Below are 20,208 nucleotides of genomic sequence, written 5' to 3' on the forward strand. Positions count from 1 at the left end.
ATTTAATGCCAGTGTTACCGTGAAACATTGGCATTAAGTGTCATCTCGCGGAACGAACTTCCATGAACCGGGAGCCACGTCGATAGTCCGGTCCGGGAGCACCACCTTGGCTGCGACTCCGGCAGGAACCGTGCACTCCAACTCCATGCCGGCCGGAGTCCTGTGCCACGCCACGGAGACGACTCCGCGTTGCGTGGGCACACTGCCCTCCGCATGTTCCAGCCGGCACACCGGCGGTTGAATTACGACGGCGGCCGCTCCGGGCGCGGTCACGCGGACACCGAGGAGGTGCTCCAGGATCTCCCGGACCACTGAAGCTGACCAAGCGTGCGACTGGCTGTAGTCCGTGCCCTCATCCAGCTCCCAGGCTTCCCACGTGAAGGAGGCCCCGGCGTCGAGCTGGCGGGCCCACCCGGGTTGGCTTGGGTCCGTGAGGAGACTGAGGACATCGTCCACTCGTCCTTGGGACAACAGCGCACGGAACAGACGATGCACAGTCATGGGTCCTTGGCGCATTCCCATCCCGGCAATCCGTTCGGCGTCCTTGGCCGCGTGCTCAGCAGGAGTGATGCCGAACGACAACGGGAAGGACGTCGCATGCTGGGAGGCGTTGAGGCTGGGCCGTCCGTCAGCATGGAGGCCGTCCACCATGACGCCGTCCACCCGGAGCCGGGCATCGATCTGCCCGGCGAGGGAAGCCGCCGCTGCTGCGTACCGCGCCGCCTCCCGCCCAAGTCCTGCTTCCCCGCAAAGCCGTCCAACGGCGTCGAGCACTGACCAGGACTGGGCATTGACCGTGGTGCGCGCCGCGCAGTCCATGTCGTAGCCGAAACGGCCCGGCGCCGGCCAGTCCACGATTCCGTGCAGGTAAGGACCCGCGCCTCCACCGAGGTCAGTGACGAGACCGGCGGTGGGGCCGTCATCCGGGATATGCCGGAGCACGTACTCGGCCGTCTCCTGAAGCCGGGGGAGGAGCTCGGCAAGGAGAACGTCATCCCCGCTGAGCCGGTGGTAGTCCTCGACCCACTCGGGCATCATGAGGGAGAAATCCGGGATGTCGCGCTTGCCGTCGCCGTTGGGATACACCGCGTTGTAGCGGCCACGCTCTTCCGGCGATCGCCAGTACCTCAGCGCCGATCCGGCGAACTCCCGCAGAGCCTTGGCGGTGAACTGCCTCTCGCCGAACAACGCCATGGTTGCGTACGAGATATTCACGGCATCGCCCAGGAACTGGCCCTTCTCCCGGGTGGGAGTATCCACGAACTGCTCCTGCACACCGAACAACGCCGAGTCGCGCAAGAGGGTGAAGACACGGTTCAGCATGGGATCCGAACTGCGGAAGCTGCCTTCCCCGGGATGCTCAGCATTGATGACCACAGCGCCCACATGGCCCAACTCGGCAGGCGCCACACCGGGAAGTTCCAAGTACCGGAAACCCAAATGCACAGCAGCCTCGTAGCGCTGTGGACCATCGGCCTGGCTGTAGGGGAAGGTCATATCCGTGTTCTGGCTAGGGGTCTTTCCAGCGTCCACCCGGCCATCGGTTCTCAGGGTGTAGCCAGCCCGCAGCCTCACGGTCCGCCCACGCTCACCGCGAAGGAACTCCACCACCGGACGCCCGGGAATGACCCTGCCGAAGTCCGCCACCGGGGTGCCGTCGTCGGCGGTGAGGAGTTCGACGGCGGGGGTGTAGTGCCGTTCGACGCTCGCGAAGTTGGCGCTCAGTACCGGGAAGTCCGGCACCGGGTGGGCACCCAGCGAGCGGGCAGGGTGCCAGTTTTCCGGCCCGGCCGTGGCGTCCAAGTGCTCGATCGGGTCGCCTTCATCGTTGCGGTAGCCTGCCTGGCGGTAAGGGCCTTCGGCGAGCAGCCACGAAGGTCCGGACCCGAACACGTCCCGCGTGCCGTCGTCGTACTCCACCGTCAGCTGCGCAAGGAGCCCTGGGCGGCCGGCCGCCCGGCCCTGACCGGGCCCGTACCAGTGCGCGACGGCCGACAAGGTTGCGTTGGCGCCGCTGGACTGCAGCGCGGCGGTGACGTCGGCGGCGTTGTAGAAGTGCTCCCCACGGTAGCCGAAACTGGTGGTCTCCAGGCACACACTCCCGTTGATCGAGAGGCGGGCGTGGTGGCTGGCGGCTGCGTAAAGGCGTGCGCGGACAACCGTGCCTGAAAGCGTGATGTCGCTCTTGGCGAGCGTCCACTCGTCAGGTTGCCGCAGGGGCGTTGTGGTGGTCCAGGCTTCGAGGGCGTCCGGTGCTGTGAAGTCCGCAGCCAGGAGGGGATTCTCGTCGCTGGATACCGCAACCGACAGGTACTCCGCCTGGCTGCGGGGACCCTGATGGAACGCGATGCCCGAGCCTGTGGCGCTGCCGGTGCTGCTGGTCCACGGGACGCTGGCGTCCAGAACCGGGATACCGTCCACAAAAACGGTAATGCGCTCGCGGTCGTCCGTCAGCACCAGGTCCTGCCAACCACCTTCCGGCAGCGTCCCGGCCCGCGAACCAACTGACGTCTGGAACGCCGGTGTCTCAGCGAAGGCTTCGGTGGACGGTGCCGACATGGAGCCGATCTCCCATGCCGGCGCGGGCCGGAGGATGGCCGCGTGGTTGGGCTTGATCTCCAGCAGCAAGCCGGTCCCGGGTCCGGAAGTGCGCAGGAGGATCCCGACTGTGCCAAGGCGCAGCCGAAAACGGGCAGCGACCTTGACGTTGCCGCCCGGGGAAACCGGCCATGGAAGATACGGCGAACCGCTAACCCGGAGGAAGCCCTCCACCAACTCCAACGGCGCACGGCCGCCCGGGATCCTGTGGATCCACTCGGCGGACCAGCCTCCGGCCGCGGCCGGATCCTCCGCCAGCCCTGTGCTGAACAAACCCGGAATGCTCGGCTCGCCCGTCACTCCCGCAGCATCCGTGAGCTGCACGGTCCACTGGTAGTCGGTATCCGGTGCAAGCTCCGGCCCTGTGGAGGAAAGGTGATGCTGCTGATCCGTGACGACTACACCCGAGTCCCATACGACACTTCCGGACAAGTCCAGCACCCTGACGCGGTAAGCACTTTGGAATGATTGGCCCGCGGTGGCAGCAGGAGCGCTTTTCAACAGCCAGCGGAAAACCGGTGTGGCAGGAGCGGTCAGGCAATGCGCCAGGCCCTGGACGGTCAAGCCCGTGGCGGTCAGTTCTTGCGGTTCGCGAGTATGGTTCACCGCCTGGCCGCCAGCGCCTCGATGTCCACAACATCAAGGGTTCCGTCGCTGATCCAGACGGTGTTCGTGCGGGTGAGGGAGGCGCCCGCCCCCAGATTGACGGCTACGTCCCATGCGAGGGCGGACCCGACGGCGGGGTATTGACCCGACCGGACGAACCACGGGTCCGGCGACTCGGCAGGAGCGGCGAACACCAAAGTGGCCGGGCCGCCGTCGAACTCTCCAGTCCACGCCAGCCACGGCGCCACCGAGCCGTGCACCGAAGGCTCGCCCTCGGCTGTTGAGGAGAAGACACGGGGCGTGCCGTTGACAGGCAGCCTCCAAAAGAAGCCGCCGTAGCCGCTGCCCGCCGCACCATGGGAACCAGGACTGCCCAGCGAAACATCCACGACGGCGGTGAGTTCCGTCTGGATGTCGAGCCGCCACGTCCGCGGGTCAAGGAGGATGCGGCGGTAGGAACGGCGTTCTTGCAGGAGCAGCGCACCGTCGGAGCCGAGCCAGTCAAGCTCAAGGACAGTGTGGTCTTCTTCCCGGGCGATGTCTGCCGTTTCAATCCGGCCATGGTCCTGCACATCGACGTACTTGCCTGCCGTGCGCCGGTAGCTGCGGCCACCCCATAAATTGCTGCCGTTCACGTCCTGCAGGGCGACCCCAGCGCCGAGGTGCCACACGTGGTCCGACGGCAGGTGGTCCGTCACCTGGGTGCCGGCCAAGGTGGACACCGGGTGCAGGTACGGGCGGGGTGACAGCCCGGCCTCCAACGTGCTTCCGCTGCGAAGGACCACAACGGGGGAGCCGTTTTCCGGAGCAAGGGAGAAAAGCGGCTCAACGCCATGAGTGGCAGGCCGTGCCCACGGAAGTCCCAACTCGGAAAAGGTAGCGTGGGCCCGGGTGGCGCGGTCCAGAATGTCCTCGATGTGGGGAATCACCGCATGTGCTTGCTCGCCCGTTCCCACCCAGTCCACATTTTCGGTGGGGATGAGCGTCGGTGCAACAGCGGTCCGGATGGCTTCCAGGACGCGCATGAACGCGCCGCTGTGATCGAGCGGGCTTAGCAGCGGCGTGCCCTGGGAAAGGTGGTGGAGCAGGTTTTCCGTGAGGTCATCACGACCGAATACGTGGGTCTTTTCCCCGGCGTCGGTGTGTACCGTGACGAGATCCTGCGTGTAGTGGAACACGGCCGTTCCCTCCGTGCCGTGGAGCGTGACATAGGGTTCAACGGATTCGGTGGCACACAGCGTGAGGGCACACGTGATGGGCAGCCCGCTGACCGTTCGCAGGCGGATCACCGACGTGTCATCGGCCTCGATGTCGTTGGCACGGTAGAGGTCTGTCTCCACGGAAATGAGGTCTTCGGCTTTGCGGGCACCGGCGATGCGGAGCGCAGTGGCTATCGCGTGTGCCAACGGGTTCGTTGCAACGCCGTCAACCACATCGACGCCATCCAGGCTGCGTTTCCCTGCCCACCGTGACCGCTTGTAGTAGGCGCGGTCGCGGACCCATCTGCCGGTGGCGGAAATGCCTTTGAGCCGGCCGATGCCCGGCAACTCGTCCGTGGACTCCCCGCCGGCCAGCTTCTCCAGGGCGATGAGTGCATGGGATCCCAGGCTTTGGAATCCAATCTGCACGCTGCGGCCTGCAGCGGAGGCCGCGTCCTGGAGTTGGAGGAAGTCGTTCATTGAGGCCACCGGGGGCTTCTCCAAGTAGAGATCGGCCGAGGACGCCAGTACGGACAATGCCAACGGTGCGTGGGTCTGGATAGGGGTGGCCACGATGATGACGTCCGGGCGGTGGTTGCCGGCCAGGAGTGCATCCAGATCGGCATGGACCGCCGTGCCTTGGGGCAAGGTTCCCGCGGCAGGAGGATTGGGGTCCGCCACGGCAACCAGCTCTATGGCGCCTTGGCCGCTGAGCCGTTCAAGGTTGTGGAGGTGGTGCGCTCCGAATCCGTGGACTCCCACAAGGGCTATCCGCGCCGGGGCTGTGCTGCTCGCGGAAGCGGTGCTGTTTGCGGGAGCGGTGCCTGCGGCCGGATCAGCGGCGAAGGTGGACGGAATGACGGTGGACTCTGTGGAAGGGGTGTCCATGGCTCTCCTCTGCAGGCGCGGCAACGAAGGCGGGCGACGCCGTCGTCAGGTGTATTCATGTAGGTGTCCGGCGGATACAGGCTATACCCCAGCAAGCGCTTTCCCGGTTCCGGCTTTGCCCAGTGTAGCGCGCAACGCTCCCGAATGTAACGATTCAAGCGCGGCCTTGACTCGCACTCCCTCCACCGTCTAAGTTTTCGGGAAAGCGCTTGCTCTGTGACATAAATCCCAACTGACTGGCATTAGTGGTTGTTCTGAAGGCTGAAAACAACCACTAATGCCAGACACTTGGGCCTGTTCTGCAACTATGGAGAAAGGGGAACGCTGTGACCTCCGGTGGATTTGGCTTTCGGGCCTACACGGTCTTCGACACGCTCTTGTGGATCGCGTGCCTCAATGTGCTGTGGTTTGTTTTCATGCTTCTGGGCGGAATTGTCTTCGGGATTGGACCCAGTACCGCCGCGGCCCACGTCCTGGTCCGCAGCAAAGTGCAAGGAAACGCCACGCCCCTGCTGCGACGCTTCGCAAAGGAGTACTTCAGGAACTTCGGCAAGGGCAACGCCCTTGGACTGCCCTTGCTTGCAGTCGGCGGGGCCCTGGCCCTGAACTGGGGCTACTTCTCGGCGGGATGGGACCTTGGCTCCCAGATTGCCTCCGCGGGAATCCTGTTGGGCGCGCTGTTTGTTGCCGGCACCCTGTGCTACCTCTTTCCGATGTTCGCACGCTACGAGCTCGCGCTGCCGCAGTATTTCCTGATGTCCTCGCGTTTTGCCATGCGCCACCTGGCCGGGACTGCCATTCTCTTGTTTGTTACGGCAGCCGCGGTCTTCGTGTGCCGTTCGGTTCCGGGTTTGATCCCGTTTTTCGGAGTCGGGGCCTGGCTCTACGTCACCGGATGGTTGTGTGACCGCTTTTTCGCGGCGAACGACGACGCCATGGCGGGCGCAGACACCCTTGCGGGCATGGACAGCCGCGCCGCAACAGCTGTGACGGCCCCCGCAAAACCTACGGAGGCAAGCCTTGTCTGACATCAGCCGGGACCTCGCCCGGCTGGGCGGCAACCCCATTCTTCACCGCTCCCTTGATATCCAGGGGCATTCCGAGCTCGTTCAAAGCGACTCCGGCTCAAGCATTAATGAAACGTATCAAGACGAGGCTGGAAGGCACGCGTGGAGCCTGAAGAGGTTTCCTGGCGTGCCAACCCCCGAAGTCCCGACCGACAACGACAACAACCCCAAAGAAGTGGAGAAGTAGGAAAATGATCCGTAGAAAACCAATGCTGGCGGCCGCCGTCGTCGTTTCCGCTGCACTGGCGCTGACCGCCTGTGGCGGCGAAGCGCCGGCGTCGGACCTTAAATCCGTCAAGATCATGGCGCCGTTCCTGGAGGCGCAGCCGCCCACAGCGGACGGCGCCGTGCAGAAGAAGCTCGAGGAGCTTACGGGCAAAGACGTCAACATCACGTGGACGCCGAATGCTTCCTACGAGGACAAGATGAACATCACCTTGGCGTCCTCGGACATTCCCCACGTCCTGGTGGTCCAGGGCAAGACGCCGGGCTTCGTGAAGAACGCTGAAGCCGGCGCGTTCTGGGACCTGACGGACAAGCTCAAGGACTACCCGAACCTCAACACCACTTTCCCGGAGGTCCAGCAGAACGCCAGCGTCAACGGCAAGGTTTACGGCGTCTTCCGTGCCCGCAACCCAATCCGCGCTGCCGTCATGTTCCGGCAGGACTGGCTGGACAAGCTGGGCCTGAAAGCGCCCGAAACCACCGAGGACCTCTACAAGGTAGCCAAGGCCTTCACCGAGCAGGACCCGGATGGCAACGGCCAGAACGACACCTACGGCATCACCATTCCCAAGTGGGGTGCGCTGGGCACCAACAGCCCCTACGACTTGATCGAAACCTGGTACGGCGCCGGAAACCGCTGGACCGAGCGGGACGGCAAACTGGTACCCAGCTTCGAAACCGATGAATTCCTGGAAGCTGACCGTTTCATCAAGAAGATGGTGGACGAGAAGCTCATTAACCCGGACTTTGCCACTTTTGATGGCACCAAGTGGAACGAACCGTTCTTCAACGGCAAGGGCGGCATCATTGTCGACGTCGATTCCCGGGTCAGCGTGTTGATCAACCTTTTCAAGCAGGCCAACCCCAACGACTTCGAGAACAAGGTCGGTTTCGTGGGCAGCCTGAAGGGACCCGATGGCGAGCTTCACGCGCATCCCACTGACGGCTACTCCGGCTTCCTTGCGATCCCCAAATCAAGCGTCAAGACCGAAGCAGACCTGAAGAACGTACTCGCGTTCCTGGACAAGCTGAACAGCAAAGAAGTGGCTGTCCTCATGAACAACGGCATCGAGGGCGTGAACTTCAACCTTGAAGAGGGCCTCGCCGCAACCATCAAACCGGAAACGCCCGAGGGCAAAGTAGTCAACACGGACATCAAGAGCTTCGCGCAGCTCGGAACCAACGTCACGGGAAACAACTTCTACCCCGTCAAGCAGGCCTCCGAGTACGAGCAGAAGGTCTTTGATGATCGCGTCGCCGTCATGGCAAAAGACGTCAAGAGCGCTGTCTACAACCCGGCAGCGGCCTTCGTTTCGCCCACATATGTGGCCAAGGGTGCCCAGCTGGACAACATCGTGGCGGACGCACGCATCAAGTACCTGGCAGGACAGATCGATGAGCAGGGCCTGAAGGACGCCATCAAGCTGTGGAACACCAGCGGCGGTGACAAGGTCAAGGAAGAAATCAATAAGCTCTGGCAGGAAAACAAGAAGTGACAGCCCCCGTCGTAGAAGCCAAAGCCTCGGAGCGGGCGGCCACCACGCCGCCCGCCCCGGCGCGGCGGCGCGGGTTCGCCGTCCACTTCGCGCACTACAAGTGGCTATATCTCCTGCTGTTGCCCGGCGTCCTGTACTTCGCCGTGTTCCGGTACGGGCCCATGTACGGTGTCAGCATCGCGTTCAAGGACTATGTTCCGTTCCTGGGCGTCAACGGCAGCCCGTGGGTGGGCGTCACGAACTTCACCGATTTCTTCGCGAATCCGGACTTCCCCCGACTGCTGGGGAACACCCTGATCCTGGCGTTCCTGAATTTGGGCATCGCGTTCCCGCTGACCATCGTGCTGGCCCTGCTGCTCAACGAGGTCCGGCTGTCAGTACTCAAGCGCACGGTCCAGACACTCGTTTACATCCCGCACTTCCTGTCCTGGACCATCGTGGCGTCATTGAGCTTCCTGCTTTTCGCCCTGGACATCGGCCCGTTGTTCCAGTTCGTCAACGGGCTCTTTGGGACCAACGTGGACATCCTGTCCGATCCCAACTGGTTCCGCCCCTTGATCGTGCTCCAGGAGATCTGGAAGAACACCGGCTGGGGAACCATCATCTTCCTCGCGGCGCTGGCTACCGTGGACCAGGACCAGTATGAGGCAGCGATTATCGACGGCGCCGGGAGGTTCCGGCGCGTCTGGCACATCACACTGCCCGGCATCCGATCCACCATCATCGTGATGCTGATCCTCGCCATCGGGCAGATGCTCAACACCGGCTTTGAGCAGATCTACCTCATGACCAACGCACTCAACCGCAGCGTGGCCGACGTCTTTGATACTTACGTGTACTTCGTGGGCATCACCCAGGGCGCCTACAGCTACAGCACCGCCGTCGGACTCTTCAAATCCCTGGTGGGGATCGTCCTGATCTTCGGCACCAACTGGCTGTCCAAGCGGTTCAACCAGAGCGGACTGTTCTAATGAAGATTCACAACACGCGAGGCGGACGGATCTTTGACGCCGCCAACTACGTTTTCCTGACCCTGGTGGGCGTCATCACCCTGCTGCCGTTCGTGTACGTCATCGCCGGGTCCTTCGCCAACGAAGCGGAAATCACCCGCCGTGCCTTCTTCGTTTGGCCGGAGCAATTCACGCTGGGCGCCTATGAGTACATCTTCTCCACGCCTGCCTTTACCCGGGCCCTGATCACCACAGTGCTGGTCACGTTGGTGGGTACCCTGATCCAGTTGGTCCTCACAGTCACCATGGCCTACCCCTTGGCTAAGAGGAACCTGCGGGGCCGGAAGCTCATCATGTCCCTGGTGGTCTTTGCCATGGTGTTCTCCGGCGGCATGATTCCCACGTTCCTCCTGGTCAAGGACCTGGGCCTGCTGAACAGTTACTGGGCACTGATCCTTCCTGCGGCCATTAATCCGTTCAGCCTGATCATCATCAAGAACTTCTTCCAGGAACTCCCTGCCGAGTTGGAAGAGTCGGCAAAGATGGATGGCGCCACGGAAATCGGGATCCTTTGGCGGATCCTGCTGCCCTTGTCCAAGCCGGTACTGGCCACCTTCGCACTGTTCTACGCGGTGGGCATCTGGAACGACTTCATGTCCCCGTTGCTCTATCTGAGCGACAACAACATGTGGACGTTGCAGATGTACCTGCGCCAGGTTACCGCGGCGTCCGATCTCTTGGGCACAGGCAACGTGGATCCCAGCTACATCCCGCCGGAACAAGGCATCAAGTTCGCCGTGATCGTGGTGGCCACCTTGCCCATCCTCATCTTCTATCCGTTCCTGCAGAAGCACTTCGCCAAGGGCATGCTGATCGGCTCGGTCAAGGGCTAGGCGCTGCTCTTTCGATGAAAGGACAACCATGAAAATCCTCCTCGCGGGCGACTCCACCGTGGCCGCCTGCCCCGGCTACGAATACCCGATGAGCGGTTGGGGTGCCCACCTGGCACCCGAGACCTACTGGTGGGCCGCCGTCCACAACTACGCCAAGGGCGGCGCCACCACGGAGTCGTTCCGGGCGGAGGGCCTCTGGTATGAACTGCTCAACCAGACCGTGAAGGGCGACCTTGTGCTCATTCAGTTCGGGCACAACGACCAGAAGCGTGGGCACCTCGCGGCACGCACGGGGTACGCCGACAACCTCCGCCGAATGGTGGCCGAGGTTCGCGCCAAGGGCGGTGTCCCGATCCTGTGCACGTCGGTGGAGCGCCGGCACTTCTCGGCCGGGCAGCTTGAGGTCACACTGGGGGACTACCCAGTGGTCGTGCGTGAACTTGGGGCCGAGCTCGGCCTGGACGTCCTGGACCTCAATCAATGGACCCGCGCTCTGTACCAGGAACTGGGTGAGGGCGGGTCCAAGGAGTTGTTCTTCCACTTCGCTCCGGGCGAGCACGCGCACTGGGCCGGTGGCTTGGAGGACAACACGCACTTCCACGAGAAGGGCGCCCAGCGGATCGCCCTCCATGTCGCGGAACAGCTCGAGTCACTGGGCTACGGACTGGCCGCCACCATGAGCGCAGGAGTGCGCGCTTGATCTACGCCAACCCCTTGCGCGGTCCTGCGGATATTGCTTCGTGGATCGCGGAGGGGCCGGTTCAGTTCGGTACGCACGACGACGGCGGGCCGGACCTCGGCGGAGACGGAACCAAAGCGCTGGTTCTGTCGGGCGCGGTTGACGCCGAGGAGTTTGGAGACCACGCCCATTGGACCCTGTGGTGTCCGGATGAACTCCCGGATCATGTCCGCATCACCTGGGAATTCCTGCCGCTTGAAGAACCCGGGCTGGCCATGGTGTTCTTTGCCGCCCGGGGGCACCGCGGCGAGGATCTGTTCTCGCTGGCCTTGGCACCCCGCACCGGCTTCTATCCCCAGTACCACTCGGGGGATCTCGATGTCCTCCACATCTCCTACTTCCGCCACAAGTACGCCTCAGAACGTGCCTTCCGCACCTGCAACCTCCGCAAGAGCGCAGGCTTCGAACTCGTTGCCCAAGGGGCGGATCCGCTTCCGCCGGTGGACGATGCCGATGGCTTCTATCGGATGGAAGTCATCAAGGATGGTCCGCGGGTAGCCTTCTCGATCAACGGTTTGCCGTTGTTTGACTGGACTGACCCAAGCGCTGGACCTTTGGGTGGCGGATACTTCGGGATCCGTCAGATGGCGCCGCTAAAAGCTGCCTACCGGAACCTGATGGTCGAGAGACTTCCTGTGACGGGGGACACCAGTCCATGACGTAGGATGTCCTTGCCAGCCCAGCTTCCTCCATGTCACCCCGAACCCGAACCGGAATGGACCATGCCCCTCTTTGACCTTCCCCTCGAACAACTCCGCAGTTACGCCTCAAGCGCGGTGGCGCCCACAGACCTCGACGCTTTCTGGGACCGCACCGTCACCGAGGCCAGGGCGTTGCCGCTGGATGCCGTCTTTGAGCCGGTGGACAACTATCTCAGCGTGATCGACACCTTCGATGTCACGTTCTCCGGCTTCGGCGGGGATCGCATCAAGGGCTGGCTCCACGTGCCCGCGCAGCTCGAGGCCGGGCAGCAACTTCCCGTAGTGGTGGAGTACATCGGCTACTCAGGCGGCCGCGGCCTGGTCAACCAAAACACCCGCTGGGCGCAGGCAGGCTACGCGCACTTCATCATGGACACCCGCGGCCAGGGCTACGGCGGCGTCTCCGGCGACACTCCCGATCCCCACCCGTCCGCTGGTGGGGTTGCGTTCGCCGGGCTCATGACCCGAGGCGCCGATCACCAGGACAACTACTACTTCCGCCGGGTCTACGTGGACGCCTTCCGTGCGGTAGAAGCGGCACAGGGCCATCCCGCCGTCGACCCTTCCAAGGTGGTGCTGGCCGGCATCAGCCAAGGCGGCGGCATTACCGTGGCGGCAGCCGGGCTGGCGGCCGGGAGGCTCGACGGCGTCATCGCCGCGCTGCCCGACGTCCCGTTCCTGCAGGACTTCCCTCGCGCCATCGACATCACCCCGCGCGGTCCGTACCCGGAAATTGCCGGTTTCCTGGGCAGGCACCGGGACCGCTATGACTCCATGTTGGCAGTGCTGAATTACTTCGACGGCGTCCACCTGGGCCGGGCGGCAACTGTGCCCGCGCTGTTCTCGGCCGCACAGATGGACGACATCTGCCCGCCGTCCACCGTATTCGCGAGCTACAACAGTTACGGGGTTTCCGGGGGTGCTCCGGAGAAGGACATCGAGGTCTACCGCTTCAACAACCACGAAGGCGGCCAGGAACACCACTGGATCAAGCAGCTGCAGTTCCTGCGCAAACTGCTGTCATCTTGATGGACACGATTTGCCCGGTTTGAAGAACCGCGGTTATGGTGTGGCTATGACAAACCGTTGGTATGCGTATTTTTCGTTGGCTCTGGAGGGGCCCGCGTCTAACTGACACGCATCCAACTTTCCTTCAGAGCCAACAGGGCAGAGATCATTCTCTGCCCTTCGCCATATCCGGCGGGTTCTGAAAAGGGGCCCGCTCCGTAACCGGAACAGGACCCAGAAATGACCAGCATCGCCGCAGAACCCACCGAATCGCTCGACTCCGACGCACTTCCTGTCGCAGTTGACGCCGATCAGCCCGCCACCTCCAACCTGCGGGTCGCCCGCTTCGAGCCGCTTCCGGCCCCCCAGGACCTCATCGCAGAGTTGCCGCTGGACGCCCGCTCAGCTGCCGTCGTCGAGCGTGGCCGCGACCAAGTGCGCGCCATCATGGACGGCGTGGACGACCGCCTCCTGGTGATCGTGGGACCGTGCTCCATCCACGACCCCAAAGCCGGCCTCGAATACGCCCGCCGGTTGGTCAGCCAGGCGGAAAAGCACAAGGAAGACCTGCTGGTCGTCATGCGGACCTACTTCGAGAAGCCTCGCACCACCGTTGGCTGGAAGGGACTCATCAACGATCCCCACCTGGACGGCAGCCACGATATCGCCGCCGGCCTGCGCGCCGCCCGCGGTTTCCTGAAGCAGGTCACTTCCTTGGGGTTGCCCACCGCCACCGAATTCCTCGAACCCATCAGCCCGCAATACATGGCGGACCTCGTCTCGTGGGGCGCCATCGGCGCGCGGACCACTGAAAGCCAGATCCACCGCCAGCTCGCCTCCGGGCTGTCCATGCCCATCGGCTTCAAGAACGGCACCGACGGAGACCTCCAGGTGGCCATCGACGCGTGCGGCGCCTCTGCCGCTGAGCAAGCCTTCCTGGGAATCGACGACGACGGCCGGGCAGCCCTCGTAGCGACGTCCGGCAACCCGGACACCCACGTGATCCTCCGTGGCGGACGAAAGGGACCCAACTACTCCGCCGCCGATGTGGCCGCTGCGTCATCCAAGCTCGCGGCCAAGGGGCTGAACCCGCGCCTGATCGTGGACGCCAGCCACGCCAACAGCGGCAAGAGCCACCACCGCCAGGCAGAGGTTGCGCTGGAAATCGGTGCGCAGCTTGAAGCAGGGGAGACCTCGCCGATCGCCGGCATCATGCTGGAGAGCTTCCTGGTGGGCGGTGCCCAAAACCTGGACGTGGCCAAGCAGCTGGCCGGTGAGCAGGAACTCGTCTACGGGCAGAGCGTCACCGACGCCTGCATGGAATGGGATGTCACTGCCTCGGTGCTGGAGCAGCTCGCAGCCTCGGCCCGGAAGCGCCGCGTGGCTACGGGCGAGTAGGATCCCACTTTCCCGAAATGCTTTCACATTGGCCCCATCAGCCTCTAGAGTATCTAGCACATGGTTGTTTGATGGCTCAGCATCGGCACACCGTTCCTGGGGGTGTCCTACTGTCTGAGAGCAAAGGAATATGGGAAATGTCCGCGGAGACTAACTTCTCGAACGCGCACTTCATGACGGTGGCTGAAGTCGCCGACGTCCTGCGTGTTTCCAAAATGACCGTGTATCGCCTGGTCCACTCAGGGGAAATGCCTGCCGTCAGGTTCGGCCGTTCCTTCCGGGTTCCGGAAGAGGCTGTTGCCCAGTACCTCAAAGGTGCTGTTGTGGACGGTCAATCCGAGACCGCCTGAGGTTGCCGGGGTCCGTCCCGCGGACCGTGGTCACGGGGTGCCCCTTTGAAGCGGTACTCTGTTAAGGAACGTTTTACGTCAATGTAAGAATCTGTCAGTTGTACTGTCTGCTTCCGCGGATCTGTTCCAACAGACAGGAACTTCTAGTTTGTAAGGAACTTTCGTGGGTTCAGTTATTAAGAAGCGCCGCAAGCGTATGGCCAAAAAGAAGCACCGCAAGCTGCTTCGCAAGACTCGCCACCAGCGCCGCAATAAGAAGTAGAGATACTTCATCAAGCGTGAATGCCCGTTGCCTTTCGAGGTGGCGGGCATTTTTGCATCTCCGACCCTCTCTCACGTCCCGGTGGTTTTTGGGTGATGCTCTCTCACGTCCCGGTGGTTTTTGGGTGATGCTCTCTCACGTTCCGCTGGTTTTTGGGGATGCTCTCTCACGTCCCGGTTGTTAATTGCGGACCATCTCCCGTAAGACGTCTCGGGCAAAACCAGATTCGACGGCGGGATCCACCCGTGCGGCTCGAAGCGCCTTCTTGATCTGCTTGGTTGCCGAGGCGAAGCCGTCTGCCAGGTCTTTCTTCCCGAATTTGAGAACAGTCCAGCCGGCCGCTTCGAAGGCCTTGTCCCGGCGCCGATCGCTAAAGATCTGTTCGTCGCTGAGGTGATGGCCGCCGTCGTACTGAATTGCGAGTCTCCGATCACAAAAACCTAAGTCAGCGGATGGAGAGAACGGATCGCTCGCGTGCAATCGAACCTGTAACTGCGGTTCCGGGATCCCGGCGTCCAACATTGCGAGCCGAAGCAGCGACTCCGGTGCCGAATCGGCTCCCACGCGCATGAGGTTGAGGGCATCCCTTGCCCGAACAACACCTTGGAGGTTCTTGTGCTGGTCTACCAAGGACCGGAGGGCGTCAATGGTTGTGAACGGCGCATCCCGCCCTTCGAATTCTGGTCTGGGCAGTCGAACCAGTTCGTCGCCGACGCAGACGAGGTCGTTTAGCGGGAGTCGTCGAGCCAGGTCCAGCCAAGTCCGTGAACGTGTGCTTATCCAAAGACCGCGGACGAACTCGATCTCGGCATCTGAGGCTACAACCGTGTGCCCCACCACCCCCTTTCGCCGCACGGATGGCAGATGCCTTGGTTTGCTTAGGTGTAGCTCGTTGGAGTCCGCCAGCCACGGGGGGAGGCAGAAACCGTGGAGCCTGGCAGCCGTAACGTGCGAAATCCAGGCGCCAGGACTTGCTGCGGATAGTGATCGGGCGGCTTCGGCGAGATCGAAATTCCAATCGGCGGGGCGGTAGAGACCCCGGCTGACGCCTTCGATCTTGCTGCGACGCCAGAGTTGCGACTGATGGAGGCCAGCCGCCTTGGCTTCGTCCAGTGTGAATGGAGCGGAGGCCAGCTCCGATGGAAAGGGGTATCGCTTTTGCATACCCGCATTGTTGCCCAAATGCCCTTGAGCCCGCAGAAGTTATCCACAGGCTTGCCAGCACACCAGTGGGGATGTGAGAGATGGTTGGCTTGGGGGTGTTGGGAGGTGAGAGAGCGTTTTGCTAGTAGCGGGGGCCGCGGAACCTGGAGAAGCCTCGCCACAATCCGTAGACCGCGCCGCCAACAGTGGCGGCCTTCAGTCCGAGCGTCGCTGCACGGCGGCCCGAGCGGAAGTCGTAGACAGGCCAGTTGTTTTCGCGAGCATGCCTGCGGAGTTTGGAGTCAGGGTTGATGACCACCGGATGCCCCACCATGGTGAGCAGCGGGATGTCATTGGCCGAGTCACTGTAAGCCCAGCAATGCTCCAGGTCCAGTCCCTCCTGGTCTGCCACCAGCTGCACGGCGACTGCCTTTGCGGGTCCGTGCAGGATGTCTCCGACGAGTTTCCCCGTATAGATGCCCTCATCAACCTCGCCTACCGTGCCAAGGGCGCCCGTCAGGCCAAGCCTGGTGGAAATAACCGTGGCCACCTCAATGGGCGTGGCCGTCACGAGCCACACCTTTCGGCCGACCCGCAGGTGCTGTTCCGCCAACGCTTTGGTTCCGGGCCAGATCCGGGACTCGATCATCTCGTCATAGACTTCTTCGCCCAAAGCCTTGATGTCGTCCACGGAGATGCCGGCTGCGAGGGTCAGAGCGGAGTCCCGCACCGAGTGGACGTCCTCCATATTTTCGCCGCGCATGACGAATTTGAACTGTTTCCAGGCGAAACCTGCGGCCTGAGGCAGTGTGAATGCCTTGCGTTCGTACATTTTCCGGGCAACGTGAAAAAGGCTTGCGCCCTTCATCAAAGTGTTGTCGACGTCGAAGAAAGCGGCTTCGCCGGTGCGCTTCTGCACTTTGGCATCTGCGACCACAGCGGCGTTCTTCTCCTCGAGCATGACTTGAGTCTAGTCAATCGCCGGTACCCCGCGCTGAGGACCCACGGAAGGGCCAGCCTTGAGTGGGATGTGGGAGAGCGTTGGGGTGGTGGGGGTGGGATGTGAGAGAGCGTGGGGGTGGTGGGGGTGGGATGTGGGAGAGCGTTGGGGCGGTTACCGTTATCCCATGGCTATTCCCGACGTCGTTCTCTTGACCAAAGCTGACTGCCACCTCTGCACGGAGGCGCGTGCCGCCGTCGAGCGCGTCACGAAAAGCCTGGGCTTGCAATGGACTGAGCAAGGAATCGACGCCGATCCCCAACTGCAGGAGCGCTTCGCAGAGGAAATCCCCGTGGTGCTGGTGGATGGAATCCAGCGCGATTTTTGGAAGGTCGACGAGCAACGGCTGACCCGCACGCTGAAGAAAGTCCTGGAGGGCTGAGGGTGCGGTTACCCGTAAGTCATGGCTTTTGTTGAGTCCGGCCGGGGGTCATAGAGTGGAACAACAAAGCGACGCAATGGAGAAAACCGTGACTGCGCTGGAACCGTCCCCGGGAGCAACAACGGGGGACAACGAACCTGCTGCCAAGCAGATCCCGCCCGCGGCTGTGGCCCGGATGACCCTTTATTTGCGTGCGCTCAACTCCCTCCTTGCCGAAGGCGTGGAACGGGTTTCGTCCGAAGCGCTGGCCGAAGCCTCGGGCGTCAGCTCCTCGACGCTCCGCAAGGACCTGTCGTATGCCGGCTCCTACGGAACGCGTGGAGTGGGTTACGAGGTCCAGTACCTGAGCCGCCACATTGCCGCAGCCTTGGGCCTGACCCATGACTGGAAGGTCGCGATTGTGGGCGCCGGTAACCTCGGCAAGGCGTTGGCTCGGTACGGCGGCTTCGAGTCCAGGGGTTTCGACGTCGTTGCGATTTTCGACGCGGACCCCATGGTGATCGGCAACGAGGTTGGTTGGCTGCGCGTCAGCGACTCGGCCGAACTTGAGCGCGTCCTGGAGCGCACCCACACGAACATGGTGGTGCTGGCGCTGCCGGCCACCGTCGCCCAGGCGGTATGCGACCGCGTCATTGCCGCCGGGATCCGCAGCATTCTCAGTTTCGCGCCAGTTCTCCTGCAGGTCCCGCCGCACGTCAATCTCCGCAAGGTGGACATGGCAACGGAGCTACAGATTCTGGCCTACCACGCACAACGGGCGCAGACACCGGGCCAGGCTGTTTAGCCAGGGCCGGGTCCGCGCCCGCTTAGGTGTTTGCCTGTGGCCTAGCGGCCGTAGGGGGTCTGGTACGGGTTGCCGAAAGGCTGCGGCTTCCGGAAGTACGGGGCCGACGCCGGCAGGTACAGGATGACGATTGCGGCAACACCCAGAAGGATCACCAGCAGCTGCATGATGCCGTAGGTGGCGCCGAACTGGAACAGGCCGGTGAGTCCGAGCACCGAGATGGCGGCGAAAACGGTGCCAAGGATCCTGGCCCAGTTCTTGCCCTTCCGGACAGGGAAAGCGACCAGGGCGTAGAGGCCCAGCGACACGATGGCACCCACAACGGCGCCAACAGCGATGGCACCGCGCATGCCTTCGAGGGACCCTGCGGGGAATTCAGTACCCTGCTGTGCAGCCTGCTGGGTCATCGAGTTGATGAAGGCGTCCGTGCCGGTGGTGGCCAGAAGCAGTGAGCTGATGGCGGAGAGGATTCCTGCCGCTACGATCATCCAGAAAGCGATGTTGACCATCTGTGGCACGGCGGTGGGGGCCGGCTGCTGGCTCGGCCAGTTGGCGCCCTGTCCGTACTGCGGAGCGGCCGGGGGCTGCTGTCCGTACTGCGGAGCCGCGGGCTGGCCATACTGGGGTGCCGGGGGCGGGGACTGCTGTCCGTACTGCGGGGCGGCGGGCTGGCCATACTGCGGCGCCGGCGGCGGTGGTGACTGCTGACCGTACTGCGGGGCGGCGGGCTGCGAGCCAGGCTGTTCGGGCTGGTTGGCATCGCCCGGGTTTGACGGCGGGTAGGGAGGGTTGCTCATGGCATTCCTTTGCTTGTTCGACTGCTGGTGCGGCCGCCGGGATCAGCAAAATGACCCTGCCCCCAGCGTGGTTCTGCTTCCACCGTACCGCCAGGGTTCGGCGCTGCTGACGATCACACGCAGGAATTCCTGCTTCGGGCTAAAAATCATCATGTGGGCTTACGCCTTCATGATGAAGGCCGCGGTAGCCCCCCGGGGACCTGGCCGCGGCCTTCTGCTCACCTAGACGAAATGCTTCTGGGACTCGGGTAGCCACATCATTACTGCCGCGGCAACCGCAGCGGCGGAGCCTATGAGGCTGAAATTCAGGGTGATGAGTTGGAAAAGGAGCGAGAATGCCGCCAGGACGCCGAGGATGGTCAGAACCAGCCTGGCCCATCGGCTGCCTTCCTTGAGGCGGATGGCCATGAACATATAGACCGCAGCGATCAGTAAGCTGAGCACGAGGCTGGCCACCCCGGCTCCCACCATCAGGCCGCCAAAGATATCCCTGAGCTGGAAGATGTTCACGATGCTGGCGAGCACGCCAAGCACGGCCGCTGCAATCCAGAGCCAGTAGGACACAACCATTGGCTGGGGCACTCCGGTTGTATCCCGGAACCTATACGCAATTCTGTTGTCCAGGCCAAAAACGTTGCGGGGTGGTGCGGCGTACCCCAATCCCGCAGGGGGCGCCGGGTTGGGTCCAGCGGGAGGACCATATGCCGGTTGACCTTGCTGCTGGTATCCGGGAGGTGGCTGATAGCCCTGCTGTCCAGGGTATCCAGAGGGAGGAGCGTTGCCGGGCTGCGGAGGCTGGTAACCCGCTGGAGGAGCGTTGCCGGGCTGCGGAGGCTGGTAACCCGCTGGAGGAGCGTTGCCGGGCTGCGGAGGCTGGTAACCCGCAGGAGGAACATTGCCGGGCTGCGGAGGCTGGGAGCCGGGCTGCTGTGGCTGTGGTGCGTCGTCTGGGGTACTCATGGCATCACTTTAGACCGCAGGTTGAAGGATGCATAGGAAATTCGGAGCCAACTCGCAGCTAAATACAGGCTGTTTGCCGAATAATTGCCGGGTGACTCATGAGTATGCAAAACGGCGCCCCCAACAGCGTGAAGCTGTGCGGGGACGCCGTGCTGCTTGCGGGGAATTACGCGGCAGGTGCGATGAACGCGAGTTCCAGGTTGATGACTACCTTGTCGCTGACCAGCACGCCTCCGGCTTCCAGGACAGCGTTCCAGGTCAGTCCGAATTCCTTGCGGCTGATGGTGGTTTCGCCGGAGATTCCAGCGCGAGTGTTGCCGAACGGATCCACGGCCACACCGTTGAATTCGGTCTCGATGGCAACTTCCTTGGTGACGCCCTTGATTGTGAGATCGCCCACGAGGTCGAAGCTGTCACCGTTGGCCTTGACGTGGCGGGAAACGAACGTGATTTCCGGGAACTTCTCCACATCGAAGAAGTCTTCGCCCTTGACGTGTCCGTCGCGGTTGACATCGCCGGAGTCGAAGCTGGCGGTGCGGATGGTGGCGCTGACCTTGGAATCGGTCAGGGCTTCGCCAACTTCCAAGGTGGCTTCGGCGTCCTTGAACTGGCCGCGGACCTTGCTGATGCCTGCGTGGCGGACGGTGAAGCCGATCTCGCTGTGGGAAGCGTCGAGGGTCCAGGTGCCGGTGGTGACGTTGGCGGGGATGGTCATCATGGTGGTGCTCCTATGTCTGGTGGAAGGTCTTGCGTGCTTGCCCG

General features: G+C 63.0%; 20 protein-coding genes. 13 read left to right on the top strand and 7 right to left on the bottom strand.

All coding sequences use genetic code 11. The features are described 5' to 3' along the window. Nucleotides 1-33 precede the first annotated feature (33 nt). Both ACFRJ9_RS15110 and ACFRJ9_RS15115 read right to left on the bottom strand, forming a co-directional pair. Nucleotides 34-3,204: a family 78 glycoside hydrolase catalytic domain gene (locus ACFRJ9_RS15110; protein WP_377669443.1), complete on the bottom strand. Its 3,171-nt coding sequence runs from the start codon at nucleotides 3,202-3,204 to the stop codon at nucleotides 34-36. Next, nucleotides 3,201-5,291, bottom strand: coding sequence for a DUF6807 family protein (locus ACFRJ9_RS15115; RefSeq protein ID WP_377669445.1), 2,091 nt, complete (start codon nucleotides 5,289-5,291; stop codon nucleotides 3,201-3,203). The genes ACFRJ9_RS15110 and ACFRJ9_RS15115 overlap by 4 nt, the downstream gene beginning before the upstream one ends. 326 nt (nucleotides 5,292-5,617) lie before the next feature. Here ACFRJ9_RS15115 and ACFRJ9_RS15120 point away from each other — a divergent pair, with 326 nt between their 5' ends. From ACFRJ9_RS15120 to ACFRJ9_RS15170, 11 genes are all read left to right on the top strand, one after another. Continuing rightward, a complete protein-coding gene (locus ACFRJ9_RS15120; RefSeq protein WP_377669447.1) occupies nucleotides 5,618-6,319 on the top strand; it encodes a YesL family protein in 702 nt (233 codons plus the stop codon). Beyond that, entirely contained in the window at nucleotides 6,312-6,545 is a 234-nt protein-coding gene (locus ACFRJ9_RS15125; protein WP_377669450.1) for a hypothetical protein, read from the top strand. The genes ACFRJ9_RS15120 and ACFRJ9_RS15125 overlap by 8 nt, the downstream gene beginning before the upstream one ends. A 4-nt stretch (nucleotides 6,546-6,549) precedes the next feature. Next, complete coding sequence (locus tag ACFRJ9_RS15130; RefSeq protein ID WP_377669452.1) at nucleotides 6,550-8,079, top strand: extracellular solute-binding protein; 1,530 nt, start codon at nucleotides 6,550-6,552, stop codon at nucleotides 8,077-8,079. Then, the gene (locus ACFRJ9_RS15135) at nucleotides 8,076-9,050 is read left to right on the top strand and encodes an ABC transporter permease (RefSeq protein WP_377669455.1); all 975 of its coding nucleotides are present in this window, start codon (nucleotides 8,076-8,078) and stop codon (nucleotides 9,048-9,050) included. The genes ACFRJ9_RS15130 and ACFRJ9_RS15135 overlap by 4 nt, the downstream gene beginning before the upstream one ends. After that, nucleotides 9,050-9,922 carry a carbohydrate ABC transporter permease gene (locus tag ACFRJ9_RS15140; RefSeq protein WP_377669457.1) on the top strand — a complete coding sequence of 291 codons (873 nt, stop codon included), beginning with the start codon at nucleotides 9,050-9,052 and terminating at the stop codon, nucleotides 9,920-9,922. The genes ACFRJ9_RS15135 and ACFRJ9_RS15140 overlap by 1 nt, the downstream gene beginning before the upstream one ends. Nucleotides 9,923-9,950: 28 nt before the next feature. Beyond that, nucleotides 9,951-10,622 (top strand): rhamnogalacturonan acetylesterase, encoded by a 672-nt coding sequence (locus tag ACFRJ9_RS15145; protein WP_377669460.1) that lies wholly within the window; start codon nucleotides 9,951-9,953, stop codon nucleotides 10,620-10,622. Then, the gene (locus ACFRJ9_RS15150; protein ID WP_377669462.1) at nucleotides 10,619-11,320 is read left to right on the top strand and encodes a DUF1961 family protein; all 702 of its coding nucleotides are present in this window, start codon (nucleotides 10,619-10,621) and stop codon (nucleotides 11,318-11,320) included. The genes ACFRJ9_RS15145 and ACFRJ9_RS15150 overlap by 4 nt, the downstream gene beginning before the upstream one ends. A 63-nt stretch (nucleotides 11,321-11,383) precedes the next feature. Further along, nucleotides 11,384-12,391, top strand: coding sequence for an acetylxylan esterase (locus ACFRJ9_RS15155; protein WP_377669464.1), 1,008 nt, complete (start codon nucleotides 11,384-11,386; stop codon nucleotides 12,389-12,391). Between the two features lie 219 nt (nucleotides 12,392-12,610). Beyond that, complete coding sequence (locus ACFRJ9_RS15160) at nucleotides 12,611-13,768, top strand: 3-deoxy-7-phosphoheptulonate synthase (protein ID WP_377669467.1); 1,158 nt, start codon at nucleotides 12,611-12,613, stop codon at nucleotides 13,766-13,768. A gap of 137 nt (nucleotides 13,769-13,905) precedes the next feature. After that, complete coding sequence (locus ACFRJ9_RS15165; RefSeq protein WP_377669470.1) at nucleotides 13,906-14,118, top strand: helix-turn-helix domain-containing protein; 213 nt, start codon at nucleotides 13,906-13,908, stop codon at nucleotides 14,116-14,118. 163 nt (nucleotides 14,119-14,281) lie between these two features. Next, nucleotides 14,282-14,380: a 30S ribosomal protein bS22 gene (locus ACFRJ9_RS15170; protein WP_003792170.1), complete on the top strand. Its 99-nt coding sequence runs from the start codon at nucleotides 14,282-14,284 to the stop codon at nucleotides 14,378-14,380. A 180-nt stretch (nucleotides 14,381-14,560) separates the two neighbouring features. Here the strand turns inward: ACFRJ9_RS15170 and ACFRJ9_RS15175 are convergent, their stop codons facing one another. Both ACFRJ9_RS15175 and ACFRJ9_RS15180 read right to left on the bottom strand, forming a co-directional pair. Continuing rightward, on the bottom strand, nucleotides 14,561-15,544 hold the full coding sequence (locus ACFRJ9_RS15175) for a DUF559 domain-containing protein (protein WP_377669472.1): 984 nt from the start codon (nucleotides 15,542-15,544) through the stop codon (nucleotides 14,561-14,563). Between the two features lie 121 nt (nucleotides 15,545-15,665). Further along, nucleotides 15,666-16,484: an HAD family hydrolase gene (locus ACFRJ9_RS15180; protein WP_377669474.1), complete on the bottom strand. Its 819-nt coding sequence runs from the start codon at nucleotides 16,482-16,484 to the stop codon at nucleotides 15,666-15,668. 166 nt (nucleotides 16,485-16,650) lie between these two features. On the opposite strand from ACFRJ9_RS15180, the gene ACFRJ9_RS15185 reads away from it, so the two are divergent. Both ACFRJ9_RS15185 and ACFRJ9_RS15190 read left to right on the top strand, forming a co-directional pair. After that, complete coding sequence (locus tag ACFRJ9_RS15185; RefSeq protein WP_377669476.1) at nucleotides 16,651-16,905, top strand: glutaredoxin family protein; 255 nt, start codon at nucleotides 16,651-16,653, stop codon at nucleotides 16,903-16,905. 76 nt (nucleotides 16,906-16,981) lie between these two features. Next, nucleotides 16,982-17,689 carry a redox-sensing transcriptional repressor Rex gene (locus tag ACFRJ9_RS15190; RefSeq protein ID WP_377669479.1) on the top strand — a complete coding sequence of 236 codons (708 nt, stop codon included), beginning with the start codon at nucleotides 16,982-16,984 and terminating at the stop codon, nucleotides 17,687-17,689. 41 nt (nucleotides 17,690-17,730) lie between these two features. Here the strand turns inward: ACFRJ9_RS15190 and ACFRJ9_RS15195 are convergent, their stop codons facing one another. The 3 genes from ACFRJ9_RS15195 to ACFRJ9_RS15205 all read right to left on the bottom strand — a co-directional run bounded on the left by ACFRJ9_RS15195 (nucleotide 17,731) and on the right by ACFRJ9_RS15205 (nucleotide 20,161). Then, nucleotides 17,731-18,486, bottom strand: coding sequence for a hypothetical protein (locus tag ACFRJ9_RS15195; protein ID WP_377669481.1), 756 nt, complete (start codon nucleotides 18,484-18,486; stop codon nucleotides 17,731-17,733). 222 nt (nucleotides 18,487-18,708) lie between these two features. Next, nucleotides 18,709-19,446 carry a hypothetical protein gene (locus ACFRJ9_RS15200; RefSeq protein WP_377669483.1) on the bottom strand — a complete coding sequence of 246 codons (738 nt, stop codon included), beginning with the start codon at nucleotides 19,444-19,446 and terminating at the stop codon, nucleotides 18,709-18,711. A 166-nt stretch (nucleotides 19,447-19,612) separates the two neighbouring features. Continuing rightward, a complete protein-coding gene (locus ACFRJ9_RS15205; RefSeq protein WP_377669589.1) occupies nucleotides 19,613-20,161 on the bottom strand; it encodes a YceI family protein in 549 nt (182 codons plus the stop codon). Between the last annotated feature and the right edge of the window lie 47 nt (nucleotides 20,162-20,208).

Origin of the sequence: Paenarthrobacter sp. NPDC056912, from assembly GCF_042786555.1 — a bacterium.
Lineage (GTDB): Bacteria > Actinomycetota > Actinomycetes > Actinomycetales > Micrococcaceae > Arthrobacter.

What these genes read in the sequence shown, in the direction of transcription:
- ACFRJ9_RS15160 (WP_377669467.1), top strand. Translation starts at nt 12,611, where the DNA reads ATGACCAGCATCGCCGCAGAACCCACCGAATCGCTCGACTCCGACGCA.
- ACFRJ9_RS15155 (WP_377669464.1), top strand. Translation starts at nt 11,384, where the DNA reads ATGCCCCTCTTTGACCTTCCCCTCGAACAACTCCGCAGTTACGCCTCA.
- ACFRJ9_RS15185 (WP_377669476.1), top strand. Translation starts at nt 16,651, where the DNA reads ATGGCTATTCCCGACGTCGTTCTCTTGACCAAAGCTGACTGCCACCTC.
- ACFRJ9_RS15140 (WP_377669457.1), top strand. Translation starts at nt 9,050, where the DNA reads ATGAAGATTCACAACACGCGAGGCGGACGGATCTTTGACGCCGCCAAC.
- ACFRJ9_RS15145 (WP_377669460.1), top strand. Translation starts at nt 9,951, where the DNA reads ATGAAAATCCTCCTCGCGGGCGACTCCACCGTGGCCGCCTGCCCCGGC.
- ACFRJ9_RS15165 (WP_377669470.1), top strand. Translation starts at nt 13,906, where the DNA reads ATGTCCGCGGAGACTAACTTCTCGAACGCGCACTTCATGACGGTGGCT.
- ACFRJ9_RS15190 (WP_377669479.1), top strand. Translation starts at nt 16,982, where the DNA reads ATGGAGAAAACCGTGACTGCGCTGGAACCGTCCCCGGGAGCAACAACG.
- ACFRJ9_RS15180 (WP_377669474.1), bottom strand. Translation starts at nt 16,484, where the DNA reads ATGCTCGAGGAGAAGAACGCCGCTGTGGTCGCAGATGCCAAAGTGCAG.
- ACFRJ9_RS15195 (WP_377669481.1), bottom strand. Translation starts at nt 18,486, where the DNA reads ATGAGCAACCCTCCCTACCCGCCGTCAAACCCGGGCGATGCCAACCAG.
- ACFRJ9_RS15115 (WP_377669445.1), bottom strand. Translation starts at nt 5,291, where the DNA reads ATGGACACCCCTTCCACAGAGTCCACCGTCATTCCGTCCACCTTCGCC.
- ACFRJ9_RS15205 (WP_377669589.1), bottom strand. Translation starts at nt 20,161, where the DNA reads ATGACCATCCCCGCCAACGTCACCACCGGCACCTGGACCCTCGACGCT.
- ACFRJ9_RS15130 (WP_377669452.1), top strand. Translation starts at nt 6,550, where the DNA reads ATGATCCGTAGAAAACCAATGCTGGCGGCCGCCGTCGTCGTTTCCGCT.
- ACFRJ9_RS15175 (WP_377669472.1), bottom strand. Translation starts at nt 15,544, where the DNA reads ATGCAAAAGCGATACCCCTTTCCATCGGAGCTGGCCTCCGCTCCATTC.
- ACFRJ9_RS15200 (WP_377669483.1), bottom strand. Translation starts at nt 19,446, where the DNA reads ATGAGTACCCCAGACGACGCACCACAGCCACAGCAGCCCGGCTCCCAG.